This window comes from Curtobacterium sp. MCLR17_045, from assembly GCF_003234405.1.
Classification (GTDB): Bacteria; Actinomycetota; Actinomycetes; order Actinomycetales; family Microbacteriaceae; genus Curtobacterium; species Curtobacterium flaccumfaciens.
Window position 1 is genome coordinate 1 of the sequence record NZ_QKTB01000014.1, and the last position, 12841, is coordinate 12841.

Here is a 12841-nt window from a genome sequence, read left to right on the forward strand (position 1 = left end):
TCTGTCCGGCGGGGGCCGGCTCGGGCTCGGTGGGCTCGGGTGCGGGGGTCTCGGCCTCCTGCTCCGTGCTCGGAGCGGCCTCGGGCTCCTCGGCGTCGGCAGCGGCGGCGTTCGCGTCGTCGGCGCCGGAGTCGGACGAGTCCGAACCGCCGTCGGACGAGCCGGAGCCGTCACCGATCTTCACGAGGGCGGTGCCGACCTCGACGGTCTCGTCCTCGGGAACGAGGATCTCCTCGACGACGCCGGCGATCGGCGACGGGATCTCGGTGTCGACCTTGTCGGTCGAGACCTCGAGCAGCGGCTCGTCGACCTCGACCCGGTCACCGACGTTCTTCAGCCATCGGGTCACCGTGCCCTCGGTGACGCTCTCGCCGAGCGCCGGGAGGTTGACGGATTCGCTCATCGGGTGGACTCCTCTTCGCGGGGGATTGCAGTGGTTGTTGATGTCATTGTCACAGTGCGGCCGGTGCCGGTCACAGCGCGTGCAGCGGCTTGCCCGCGAGGTGCAGGAACGCCTCGCCGAGGGCTTCGTTCTGGGTCGGGTGACCGTGCACCAGGGGAGCGATGTCCTCCGGGTAGGCCTCCCAGTTCACGGCGAGCTGGGCTTCGCCGATGAGCTCGCCGACGCGGGCACCGATCATGCTGACGCCGACGACGGGGCCGTCCACGACGCGCACGACCTTGACGGAGCCGGAAGTCCCGATGATGTGGCTCTTGCCGTTGCCGGCCAGGTTGTACTCGTACGAGTCGACCTTGTCGGCGCCGTACTGCTCCTCGGCCTTGGCCTGCGAGAGCCCGACCGACGCGACCTCGGGGTCGGAGTAGGTGATCTTCGGGATGTTCTTGTCCTCGATGACCACCGGGTTGAGGCCGGCGATCTCCTCGGCGACGAAGATGCCCTGCTGGAAGCCGCGGTGCGCGAGCTGCAGACCGGGGACGATGTCGCCGACGGCGTAGACGTTCGGGATGTTCGTGGCGAGACGCTCGTTCGTGGTGACGAACCCGCGGTCCATCGCCACGCCGACCTCGTCGTAGCCGACGTTCTGCGTGACCGGGCCACGGCCGACGGCGACGAGCAGGACGTCACCGTCGAAGGTCTTGCCGTCCTCCAGCGTGACGACGACGCCGTTCTCGTGCTGCTCGACGCCCTGGAACCGGACACCGAGCGAGAACTCGATGCCGCGCTTGCGGAACGCACGCTCGAGCTGCTTCGACATCGACTCGTCCTCGGCGGGGACCAGGTGCGGCAGGCCCTCGACGATGGTGACCTCGGCCCCGAAGGACTTCCAGACGCTGGCGAACTCGACGCCGATGACGCCGCCGCCCAGGATGACGACCTTGTTCGGGACGTAGTCCATGCGGAGTGCGGTCTCGGAGGTGATCACGCGGCCGCCGATCTCGAGCCCGGGCAGGGACTTCGAGTAGGAGCCGGTCGCGAGCACGATGTTCTTGCCGGTGACGGTCTGGTCGCCGACCTGCACGGTGTTCTGCGAGGTCAGACGACCCCAGCCCTCGACCACGGTGATGCCGCGGGCCTTGATCAGACCCTGCAGGCCCTTGTACTTGGAGTTGATGATGCCCTGCTGGTAGTCGATGACCTTGGGCACGTCGACACCGGCGAACTCCGCGACCACGCCGTACTTATCGGCGTCGCGCGTCGCGTCGGCGACCTCGGCCGCGTGCAGCAGTGCCTTCGTCGGGATGCAGCCGCGGTGCAGGCACGTCCCTCCGAGCTTGTCGCCCTCGATGAGCGCGACGCTCATGCCGAGTTCGGCGGCCCGGAGCGCAGCGGCGTACCCACCACTCCCGCCACCGAGGACAACGACGTCGTAAGTCTGTTCCGTCACCTGGTGCAACTCCCTCGTGCGTGTCGGGCCGATCGGGCCCTACGTGGACACCGCGGAGGGCGGCGTCCGACGGTCGGACCGCGTGGTTCCGGTCCCGTCCCGTGCAGTACCGGTGGGAGGCGCGTCGGTGCGCCGTTCCCACCGGTACCAAACCTACTCGGACTGGAGGTCTTCTGCGAGAGCGATGAGCGTCCGGACCATCACACCCGTCGCACCCTTGCCCAACCAGGCGTACCCGCCGCCCTTGTTCTCCGACGGCCCAGCGATGTCGAGGTGCGCCCAGGGGACACCGTCGCCGGCGAAGCGCTCGAGGAACTTGCCCGCGAGCAGCATGCCGCCGGCCGGGTTGCCGACCGTGGCGTTGACGATGTCGGCGACGTCGCTGGACAGCCGGGCCTCGAGCTCCTCGGGCAGTGGCATCGGCCAGATCGGCTCCGCGACGCCCTCGGCGACGGCACGGACCTTCGCGACGAGGTCGTCGCTGCCCATCAGGCCGGTGGTGCGGTCGCCGAGCGCGACGACCTGGGCACCGGTCAGCGTGGCGACGTCGACGAGCGCGTCGGGCTGCTCGAGCGACGCGGCGGCCATCCCGTCGCCGAGCACCAGGCGGCCCTCGGCGTCGGTGTTCGTGACCTCGACCGTGGTGCCGTTCTTCAGCGTCAGGACGTCGCCCGGGCGGGTCGCGGTGCCGGAGGGCATGTTCTCGGCGAGGGCGAGCCACGCGGTCACGCGCACGTTCAGCCCCAGGCGGGCGGCGGCGACGGTCGCGGCGAGCACCGTGGCGGCACCGGTCATGTCGGTCTTCATGCCGAGCATCGACGCCGCGGGCTTGAGCGAGAGGCCGCCCGAGTCGAACGTGATGCCCTTGCCCACGAGGGCGAGGTGCTTCGTGGCGGACTCCGGCGCGTACCGGACGACGACCAGGCGCGGGGGACGCGCCGAACCGCGGCCGACACCGAGGATGCCGCCGAAGCCCTGCTCCTCGAGCGCCTGCTCGTCGAGGACCTCGACGGTGAGCGGCAGGTCCGAGGCGAACCCGGTCGCGACGTCGGCGACGTCCTGCGGCCCGAGGTCGCCCGCGGCGGTGTTCACGAGGTCCCGCACGAGCGACGCGGCGTCGGCGACGATCGCGGGGCGCACGGCGGCGTCGGCTGCGACCTCGGCCGGGGCGACGACCTCGATGTGCTGGTCACCGCGGGCCGGGGCCTTGGTGCCGGTGCCCTTGTGCCGGGTGAAGGCGTACGCGCCGAGCGCCGCGCCCTCGAGGGCGGCGTCGACGAGCTCGGCCGAGTCGGTGGGCAGGGCGAGCGTGATCGAGTCGACGCGGGGGAGCTGTCGCACGGCGCTGCCGGCCGCAGCGCGGATCGCCGCGGCACCCGTGGCGGAGCCGAGCCCGATCAGCGCGACCGACTTCGCACCGACGCCGCTGGCGGGCAGGCGGACGAGCTGGTCCTTCGCGCCGGTGACCCCGATCGCGGCGAGGTCGAGGCCGGCGAGGGCATCGAGCGTGCCGAGGGCGGTGGGAGCGAGCACGGCGGTGCTGTCGGCCTCGCCGGACGAGCCCGGGCGGACCCCGACGACGAGCACGTCGGCGGTGGTGGTCTCGGGGGGTGAACTGGTGGTGGAGAGCGTCGGTCGGACCATGTTCCAACCCTACCGACGGCCTGTTCGCTGTCGGCGTGGTCGTCGCGCACCGGGGACGTCGGAGGCCCCGCCTAGCATGGGGACGGTGAACCACCCCGAGGAGCTCTACACGTTCGACGCGGACGCCCCGACCGTGCCAGCAGGGTTGCACCTGATCGCCGGGCTGACCGGCTTCGCCGATGCCGGATCGGCCGTCGCGCAGGTGACGAACTCGATCCTCGAGGACCTCGACACCGAACTCGTCGCCGAGTTCGACCCGGACGTGCTGCTCGACTGGCGGGCCCGTCGCCCGGTCATCACCTTCGAGCACGACCACATCAGCGCCGTCGAGCCGCCCCGTCTGGCCCTGCACCTGGTGCGCGACGAGATCGGCCAGCCGTTCCTGTTCCTGTCGGGCTACGAGCCGGACTTCCAGTGGAACCGCTTCGTCCGCGCCGTCACCGGGCTCGCCGCCGACCTGCAGGTCGCCGACACCACGTGGGTGCAGTCCATCCCGATGCCGGTCCCGCACACCCGTCCGATCAGCCTGACCGTCTCCGGCACCCGGGCCGACCTCGTCGAGCAGATGAGCGTCTGGAAGCCCGAGACCCAGGCGCCGGCGAACGTCCTGCACCTGGTCGAGCACCGCCTCGCCGAGACCGGCGCGCAGGTCACCGGGCTCGTGCTGCTCGTGCCGCACTACCTGTCCGACACCGAGTTCCCCGACGCCGCCGTCGCGGCGCTGTCCGGCATCGCCGCCGCGACCGGGCTCATCTTCCCGACGGACGCCCTGCGCGAGTCGGGTCGCGAGTTCCTCACCCGCGTCGAGGAGCAGGTGGCCGGCAACCCCGAGCTGCAGCGCCTGGTCTCCGTGCTCGAGGAGCGGCACGACACGTACATGGAGGGCAACCCCGTCGCGTCGCCGCTCACCGGCGTGGACGGCGAGGTGCCGACCGCCGACGCGATCGCGGCCGAGCTCGAGCGCTTCCTCGCCGACCGGCGCACCCAGGGCGACGCGACCGATTGACCGTCGCGGGATCCGGACGTCCCCACAGGGCGGCCTGGAGGCCCGTGGCGGCCCCGCACCGCGCCTCCAGGCCGTCCTCCGGTCACCCGCACGACGTGACGCGCGTCGACGACGCTCGTCGCGCATCGACGCTGGGACGCGTCGGTAGCCTGGACCGGTGAACTCCCGTCGTGCCTTCCTGATCTGGGGCGTCGCGGTCCTCGCGTACGTCCTCGCCGTGGTGCAGCGGTCCTCGCTCGGGGTCTCCGGTGTCGACGCGCAGGACCGGTTCGCCGTCTCCGCCGCGGTCCTGTCCACCCTCGCCGTGGTGCAGATCGCCGTCTACGCGGGGCTGCAGATCCCGGTGGGGATCGCGCTCGACCGTGTGGGCCCGCGGCGGCTGGTGCTCCTCGGCGCCGCGCTGCTGGTCGTCGGACAGGCGATCGTCGCGGTGTCCCCGTCGATCGGGCCGGCCATCGCGGGGCGGGTGCTCGTCGGCGCCGGTGATGCCATGACCTTCATCTCGGTGATCCGCCTGGTGCCGATGTGGTTCAGCGGCCGGATCCTGCCGCAGATCTCGCAGTGGACGGGCAACCTCGGGCAGATCGGCCAGATCCTTTCGGCGTTCCCGTTCGCCGTGCTCCTGCACACGGTGGGCTGGACCCCGGCGTTCGGTGTGGCGGCCGCGGCCAGCGCGGTCGGCCTGGTGCTCGCCGCGGTCTTCGTGCGGAACGGTCCCGTGCCGGTGCGGACGGACACCATCCCGCTGCCGCACTCGTGGGGTGCCGCCTTCAGCACCTTCGGGCATGCGCTCCGGCGCCCGGGCACACAGCTCGGGTTCTGGTCGCACTACGTCACGCAGTCGTCGGGCACGGTGTTCTCGCTGCTGTGGGGCGTGCCGATGCTCCGAGGGCTCGGGTACTCCCCGGGTGAGGCTGCCGGGTTCCTCACGATCATCGTGGTCGTCGGGTTCGTCGCCGGTCCGGTGCTCGGCGTGCTCTGTGCGCGGTTCCCGATGCGCCGGTCGAACCTGGTGCTCGGCGTGGTCGTCCTGCTCGCGGTGCTCTGGACGGCGATCCTGCTCTGGCCCGGGCACCCGCCGACGTGGTTGCTCGTGCTGCTCGTCGTCGCGATGGGGATCGGTGGGCCCGGTTCCCTGATCGGCTTCGACTTCGCCCGGACCTTCAACCCGGTCGGATCGCTCGGCTCGGCGAACGGCGTGGTGAACGTCGGCGGGTTCCTGGCGGCCTTCGTGATGATGTACCTGATCGGCGTCGTCCTCGACGTCGCTGCGCGGGCTTCGGGCACCGAGGTGTTCGCCTGGGAGAACTTCCGGATCGCCCTCACCGTGCAGTACGTCGTGGTCGGTTTCGGCGTCGGGATGCTCCTGCACGCCCGCCGTCGGACCCGCCGCGTGCTGCACTCGGAAGAGGGAATACGCGTCGGGCCACTCTGGGTTGCACTCGTTGCACGCCTGCGGAAGCGGCACGTGCAATAATGATCACGGACCCGTTCGGGACCCCTGTCTGTCGGAGCACTTCGGTGCGCCGGTGAACTCGGGGGACTTGACATGGGTCCTAGTGCTGCCCGGAACGGTAGGACTCGTACGACGCGGGGGACTGCGGCGCGGGACCTGGGCGGCGAGGGAGGCCACGACCCCACGAACGTGGCACGACGAGAGAGGTGATCGCATGGCTGCCCGGAGCACGACGATCGATCCCACGAAGGACACCGAGCCCGAGGGCGCTGTGGCAGAGGACGCCACGGACACCGAGGGCACCGCAGCGCCGAAGAAGCGCGCCACGAAGGCCCCCGCCAAGAAGGCGCCCGCCAAGAAGGCGGCGCCCAAGGCGAAGAAGACCGACGCCGTCGACGAGGCGATCGCCTCCGACGAGCCCGTCGAGGAGCCGACCGACGAGGCCGACGACACCGACGACAAGACGGCCAAGCCGGACGCCGCTGCCGCGGTCGCCGCCGGTGCGCTCGTCATCTCGCAGACCGACGACGACGAGGCGCCGGTCTACTCGACGACCATCACGGGTGCCACCGCCGACCCGGTGAAGGACTACCTGAAGCAGATCGGCAAGGTCGCCCTGCTCAACGCCGAGCAGGAGGTCGAGCTCGCGATGCGCATCGAGGCCGGCCTGTTCGCCGAGGACAAGCTGCAGCACGCGACGGGGCTCTCGAAGCCCGCCGAGCGTGAACTGCGCTGGGTCGCCCGTGACGGTCAGCGTGCGAAGTCGCACCTGCTCGGTGCGAACCTCCGCCTGGTCGTCTCGCTCGCGAAGCGCTACACCGGTCGTGGCATGCAGTTCCTGGACCTCATCCAGGAGGGCAACCTGGGCCTGATCCGTGCGGTCGAGAAGTTCGACTACACCAAGGGCTTCAAGTTCTCGACCTACGCGACGTGGTGGATCCGTCAGGCCATCACCCGCGCCATGGCCGACCAGGCCCGCACCATCCGCATCCCGGTGCACATGGTCGAGGTCATCAACAAGCTCGCCCGCGTCCAGCGGCAGATGCTGCAGGACCTCGGTCGCGAACCCACTCCGGAAGAGCTCGCCCGCGAGCTCGACATGACCCCGGAGAAGGTCGTCGAAGTCCAGAAGTACGGCCGCGAGCCGATCTCGCTGCACACGCCCCTGGGCGAGGACGGCGACTCGGAGTTCGGTGACCTCATCGAGGACACCGAGGCGGTCGTGCCGGCCGACGCGGTGGGCTTCACGATGCTGCAGAAGCAGCTCGAGAGCCTGCTCGACTCCCTGTCCGAGCGCGAGGCGGGCGTGATCCGCATGCGCTTCGGCCTCGGTGACGGCCAGCCGAAGACCCTCGACCAGATCGGTGACACGTTCGGCGTGACGCGTGAGCGCATCCGTCAGATCGAGTCCAAGACGATGGCGAAGCTCCGCCACCCGTCGCGGTCGCAGTCGCTGCGCGACTACCTCGAGTAAGCCGGCATGCGCTTCTTCATCCCGATCCTGATCGGGCGGATCCTCCGTGCCCTCGCTCGTGCGCGGGGCGGCGGGTCCGCCTACCCGGGGTTCATCGTCCTGAAGCTCGTGCCGGACTTCCTGCAGCACGTGACGAAGCAGTTCCCGAACGGCGTCGTCTTCGTGCTCGGCTCGAACGGCAAGTCGACGACCACGCACATGATCTCCGACATCGTGCGGGCCCACGGGCTGCGGGTCTTCACGAACCCGTCCGGCGCGAACCTGCCGCAGGGCATCGCGTCGGCCCTGCTGTCCGAGGTCTCGCTGACCGGTCGCCTGAAGGCGGACATCGGCATCCTCGAGGTCGACGAGGCCTTCGCGGTCGAGCTCGCCGGCATCCTGTCGCCCTCGACGGTGACGATGCTCAACGTGCAGGTCGACCAGCTGTACCGGTTCTTCGAGACCGAGCGCGTGGCGACAATGATGCTCGACACCGCCGCACTGTCGACGGCGAACGTCATCACGAACCACGACGACCAGTTCCTCGACGGCTACTCCGGTACCCCCGGGCAGCGCGTCCTGCGGTTCGGTGCGAGCGACGAGGTCATCGCCGCAGCGCCGAACGGTCTGCAGAACGCCGACTCGTTCGACGCCGGTGACCGTGCCCAGCACACCGCCGACGCCGAGGTCGTGGCCCACACGGGCGACGGCGCGACGATCCGTTTCGACGGCGCCGAGATCCCGGTCCGTCTCCCCGCACGCGGCCTGCACTACGCGGTCGACGCCGCTGCTGCCACCGCCACGGCGAGTGCGGCCCTCGGCGCGCAGTTCCGCGCGGACGCCGTGACCAAGGCCTTCGGCACGATGAAGCCCGCGTACGGCCGCGGCGAGCGACTGCCCATCGCGGGCGAGTCCGCCGAGTTCACGATGTTCAAGAACGCCGCGAGCCTCCAGCTCAACCTCGACGCCCTGCCGGACCAGCCCGAGCAGGTCCTCATGGCGATCGACGAGGGCACGCCCGACATCTCCTGGATCTACGACATCGACTTCTCGAAGCTCGACCACGTGGACGTCGTCTCCGGTGACAAGGCGTGGCAGATCGCGATCGCGCTCGAGCACGCCGGTGTCCGCATCGGCCGGGTCGAGCCCGACGTCGAAGCGGCCATCAAGCACATGGAGCAGCTCGGCTCGACGACCCGCGGGACGAAGAACTTCATCGTCAACTACGAGATCATGATGATCGCCCGCAAGGCCCTCGGCCACCCGGACATGGAGAAGACCGCATGACGGCCGAGCGGCTGACCATCCTGCACGTCTACCCGCGGCAGATGGGCGTCTCGGGCGACCGTGGCAACGTCGCGGCCCTGGTCCGCCGTGCGGCCGCCGCGGACATCGAGACCCAGGTCCTCGAGTACGCGCCCGGTGACGACCTGCCGACCACGGCGGACGTCGTCGTCATCGGCAACGGTCCGCTCAGCGCGATGCGTTCCCTGGGCGACGACGTCACACGAATTGGCGGGGCGCTCCGTGCGTTCGCGACCGATGGTGTGCCGGTGCTCGCCGTCGGCGGCGGGTTCGACCTCGCGACGAACGAGGTCGTGCCGACCGAGGGCGCGCCGGTCGCCGGCTTCGGCGTGTTCGACGCCCGTGCCGTCCGCGGTGCCGAGCGCCGCGTGAACTACTTCGTCCTCGAGACCCGGTACCCGCTGCTCCCCGGAGCACCGAAGCGTCTCGCGGGCTTCGAGGACCACGCCACCCGCATCGAGCTCGCAGCCGGGGTCACACCCTTCGCCGACGTCGTCTCCGGCGGCGGCAACCAGGCCGGCTCCCCGGTCGAGGGCGCGATCGTCGGGAACTCCTTCGGCACGCACACCCAGGGTCCGGTCCTGCCGCTCAACCCGCAGCTGACCGACGGTGTCCTCGCCGCGGCCACCGCACGGCTGGGCCGCGAGTACGCACCGGACGCCGAGCGCACGGCGACCATCGACCGCTACGCACGCGAAGCGCGCGCTACGGTCGACCGCTACGTCGACAAGGCGTTCAAGCGCATCGCCTGACGCACGAAAACGAAGGCCGGGTCCCGAGGGGGCCCGGCCTTCGTCGTCTCTGATGAGTGGCAACAATTGCCAAGTCGGTCCGCTCGTGTGCGAGATGTGAAATGTTGGAAGCCGACAAAGGAGGCTTCATGCTCACCAACAAATCCGTCCTCGCCCTGGTCGGCGCACTCGTCGTGGCGATCACCACTGCCGCTGCCGTCGTCCAGACAGCTCCGGCTGAGGCCGCGACGCCCCGCATCAGTTCGGCCTGCAGTTCGGTGCCGACGACCACGACCGAGTCGGACGGCGTCCCGGGGCCGATCTTCTACAAGCGGCTGCAGTGCCTCGGCAGCATGGCGGGGTACTACGGCTACAAGGGACCGATCGACGGGATCATGGGTCCGAACTCCTGGACGGGTGTCTCCGAGCAGCTCGCGAAGGGCGGGTACTTCCGTGCAGGCGACCTCCACAACTGGCAGAGCCCCGAGATCATCCGGGCACTGCAGCGATGGGCGGCCGCCCACGGCAGGTACAGCGGGCCGATCGACGGCATCTGGGGGCCGAACAGCTACCGCGGGGTGGCCTGGTCGCTGAACCGCGAGTTCTGAACCGGGCTGCAGACAGACAGGAGGCGCGGTGCCAGCTGGCACCGCGCCTCCTGTCTTTGTGTCGGTCGCGACTACTTCGACTCGTAGAGTCGGCTGCTCTCGTCGTGCCACTCGATGGCGGTCGCCGCGAGCTTGTCCTTGAACTCGGCGCCGTGGTGGGCGCAGAAGTAAAGCTCGCCGCTCGACATCGTGGCTCGGATGTAGGCCTGCGCCCCGCAGCTGTCGCAACGGTCGGCGGCGGTCAGCTGGTGGTTGCTGACTTCGTCGATGGAGGGGTCCTGCACGGTCTGGGTCATTGCTGTGCTCCTCACGGATCGCAGGTGGTGCCGGGTGGTTGCACCATTTCAACACGTGATGCCTGAGAGCGACGCATTGTCGGGGCCTGTTTCGCTCAGCGCGGATCGCTTGGCCCCAGTGCGAGTGTCCACACGGTGCTGTCGGTGCCGCTCGGTAAACTCCGACGGTGAGCTCCGACTACTCCGCACGCCATCTCTCCGTCCTCGAAGGGCTCGAGGCGGTCCGGAAGCGGCCGGGCATGTACATCGGCTCGACGGACTCCCGGGGCCTCATGCACTGCCTGTGGGAGATCATCGACAACTCGGTCGACGAAGCCCTCGCGGGACACGGTGACGAGATCGGTGTCGTGCTGCACGCCGACGGCTCGGTCGAGGTCCGGGACACCGCCCGGGGCATCCCCGTCGACGTCGAACCGAAGACCGGCCTGACCGGGGTCGAGGTCGTGTTCACCAAGCTGCACGCCGGCGGCAAGTTCGGCTCGGGGTCCTACGCGGCCTCGGGCGGCCTGCACGGGGTCGGCGCCTCGGTCGTGAACGCGCTGTCGGAGCGCCTCGACGTCGAGGTCGACCGTGGCGGCAAGACCTACGCCATGTCGTTCCACCGCGGCGAGCCCGGCATCTTCGACGACAGCAAGGGCATCGGGCCGGACGCTCCGTTCGCGCCCTTCACCTCCGGCAGCGAACTGCGTGTGGTGGGCAAGGTCAAGAAGGGCGTCACCGGCTCCCGGATCCGGTACTGGGCGGACCGCCAGATCTTCACCGCCGACGCCCGGTTCAGCACCGACGACCTGGTCACCCGTGCACGGCAGACCGCGTTCCTCGTGCCTGGGCTCGGCATCACCATCACCGACGAGCGCGCGGCGTCGATCGACGCCGCTGCCGCCCGGGCCGAGGCGACGGGCACCACCGTGGCCGCGGGGCCGGTGGTGGAGCGCTTCCGGTACGAGGGCGGGATCGGTGAGTTCGTCGAGCACCTCGCCGTCGACAGCCCCCTCACCGACGTCTGGCGCGTGCAGGGGACCGGCACCTTCACCGAGACCGTGCCGATGCTCGACGACAAGGGCCACATGGTCTCCACCTCGGTCGAGCGTGAGTGCGAGGTCGACCTGGCGCTCCGCTGGGGCAGTGGCTACGAGACCGTGTTCCGCAGCTTCGTCAACATCATCGCGACGCCGAAGGGCGGCACGCACCAGGCCGGGTTCGAGTCGGGCGTCGTCAAGGCCGTTCGTGCCCAGGTCGAGGCGAACGCCCGCAAGCTCAAGGTCGGGCAGGACAAGCTCGACAAGGACGACGTGCTCGCCGGCATGACCGCCGTGCTGACCGTGCGCCTGCCCGAGCCGCAGTTCGAAGGACAGACGAAGGAGATCCTCGGCACCCCGGCGGTCCGCAAGATCGTCGACCAGGTCGTGTCGAAGCGCATCACCGAGATCCTCACCTCGACGCAGCGCACCGAGAAGGCACAGTCGGCCGCCCTGCTCGAGAAGGTCGTGTCCGAGATGAAGACCCGCATCTCTGCGCGGGCACACAAGGAGACGCAGCGCCGCAAGAACGCGCTCGAGAACTCCTCGCTGCCGACGAAGCTCGCCGACTGCCGCTCGCAGGAGACCGAGGGCACCGAGCTCTTCATCGTCGAGGGTGACTCGGCGCTGGGCACCGCGAAGCTCGCCCGCAACAGCGAGTACCAGGCGCTGCTGCCGATCCGCGGCAAGATCCTCAACGTGCAGAAGGCGTCCGTGTCGGACATGCTCTCGAACGTCGAGTGCGCGTCGATCATCCAGGTCATCGGCGCCGGTTCGGGCCGCACGTTCGACATCGACCAGGCCCGCTACGGCAAGATCATCATCATGTCGGACGCCGACGTCGACGGCGCTCACATCCGTACGCTGCTGCTGACGCTGTTCTTCCGCTACATGCGGCCGATGATCGAACAGGGCCGGGTCTTCGCCGCCGTGCCGCCGCTGCACCGGGTCGTCGTGGTGAACCGCGGCAAGCCGAACGACACGCTCTACACGTACTCCGAACAGGAGCTGCAGACGGTGCTGAAGAAGCTCGAGAAGACGGGCAAGAAGTACCAGGAGCCGATCCAGCGGTACAAGGGCCTCGGCGAGATGGACGCCGACCAGCTCGCGGAGACCACGATGGACCGCGCGCACCGCACCCTGCGCCGGGTGAACGTGACCCATGCCGAGGGCGCCGCGAAGGTCTTCGAGCTGCTCATGGGCAACGACGTCGCGCCGCGCAAGGAGTTCATCCTGGCCGGCGAGGGCCTGGACCGCGACCGCATCGACGCGTAGCGCGTCGCGAAAGCGACACCGCTCGGCCGACGCGCACGGTCCATGGCGCAAGAGCGACAGAACCCCGCCGACAGTCGGCGGGGTTCTGTCGCTTCCGCGATGGCGGACGGGAGGCCCGTGGCGGGGCCGCCCCGCGCCTCCAGACCGGTGCGCCCTGCGTTCTCACGCGCTGGGCGACACCTCACGGGGTCCGCAGGGCGT

At 69.9% G+C, this 12841-nt stretch carries 11 protein-coding genes; 7 read left to right on the top strand and 4 right to left on the bottom strand.

The features are described 5' to 3' along the window. The 3 genes from DEJ05_RS10410 to DEJ05_RS10420 all read right to left on the bottom strand — a co-directional run. On the bottom strand, positions 1–403 hold a 403-nt coding region (locus tag DEJ05_RS10410), incomplete at its 3' end, for a biotin/lipoyl-containing protein (RefSeq protein WP_309146949.1). A gap of 70 nt (positions 404–473) precedes the next feature. Continuing rightward, positions 474–1847, bottom strand: coding sequence for a dihydrolipoyl dehydrogenase (gene lpdA / locus DEJ05_RS10415; RefSeq protein ID WP_111046157.1), 1374 nt, complete (start codon positions 1845–1847; stop codon positions 474–476). Between the two features lie 153 nt (positions 1848–2000). Continuing rightward, the gene (locus DEJ05_RS10420; RefSeq protein WP_111110372.1) at positions 2001–3491 is read right to left on the bottom strand and encodes a leucyl aminopeptidase; all 1491 of its coding nucleotides are present in this window, start codon (positions 3489–3491) and stop codon (positions 2001–2003) included. 76 nt (positions 3492–3567) lie between these two features. Between DEJ05_RS10420 and DEJ05_RS10425 the strand changes: the two genes are divergently transcribed. The 6 genes from DEJ05_RS10425 to DEJ05_RS10450 all read left to right on the top strand — a co-directional run bounded on the left by DEJ05_RS10425 (position 3568) and on the right by DEJ05_RS10450 (position 10050). After that, a complete protein-coding gene (locus DEJ05_RS10425; protein ID WP_027465460.1) occupies positions 3568–4497 on the top strand; it encodes a proteasome assembly chaperone family protein in 930 nt (309 codons plus the stop codon). Between the two features lie 157 nt (positions 4498–4654). Then, positions 4655–5974 (top strand): nitrate/nitrite transporter, encoded by a 1320-nt coding sequence (locus DEJ05_RS10430; RefSeq protein ID WP_071403956.1) that lies wholly within the window; start codon positions 4655–4657, stop codon positions 5972–5974. 193 nt (positions 5975–6167) lie between these two features. Then, entirely contained in the window at positions 6168–7427 is a 1260-nt protein-coding gene (locus DEJ05_RS10435) for an RNA polymerase sigma factor (RefSeq protein WP_027465462.1), read from the top strand. Between the two features lie 6 nt (positions 7428–7433). Beyond that, on the top strand, positions 7434–8693 hold the full coding sequence (locus tag DEJ05_RS10440; protein ID WP_017886091.1) for a MurT ligase domain-containing protein: 1260 nt from the start codon (positions 7434–7436) through the stop codon (positions 8691–8693). Beyond that, positions 8690–9463, top strand: coding sequence for a type 1 glutamine amidotransferase (locus tag DEJ05_RS10445; protein WP_111110373.1), 774 nt, complete (start codon positions 8690–8692; stop codon positions 9461–9463). Before DEJ05_RS10440 ends, DEJ05_RS10445 begins: the two co-directional genes overlap by 4 nt. Positions 9464–9591: 128 nt before the next feature. Further along, positions 9592–10050 (top strand): peptidoglycan-binding protein, encoded by a 459-nt coding sequence (locus tag DEJ05_RS10450; RefSeq protein ID WP_111046153.1) that lies wholly within the window; start codon positions 9592–9594, stop codon positions 10048–10050. A gap of 71 nt (positions 10051–10121) precedes the next feature. On the opposite strand, the gene DEJ05_RS10455 is transcribed toward DEJ05_RS10450, so the two are convergent. Continuing rightward, positions 10122–10346 carry a hypothetical protein gene (locus DEJ05_RS10455; RefSeq protein ID WP_017886093.1) on the bottom strand — a complete coding sequence of 75 codons (225 nt, stop codon included), beginning with the start codon at positions 10344–10346 and terminating at the stop codon, positions 10122–10124. Positions 10347–10513: 167 nt separating this feature from the next. Here DEJ05_RS10455 and DEJ05_RS10460 point away from each other — a divergent pair, with 167 nt between their 5' ends. Beyond that, positions 10514–12640 carry a type IIA DNA topoisomerase subunit B gene (locus tag DEJ05_RS10460; RefSeq protein WP_071244557.1) on the top strand — a complete coding sequence of 709 codons (2127 nt, stop codon included), beginning with the start codon at positions 10514–10516 and terminating at the stop codon, positions 12638–12640. Positions 12641–12841: the final 201 nt, after the last annotated feature.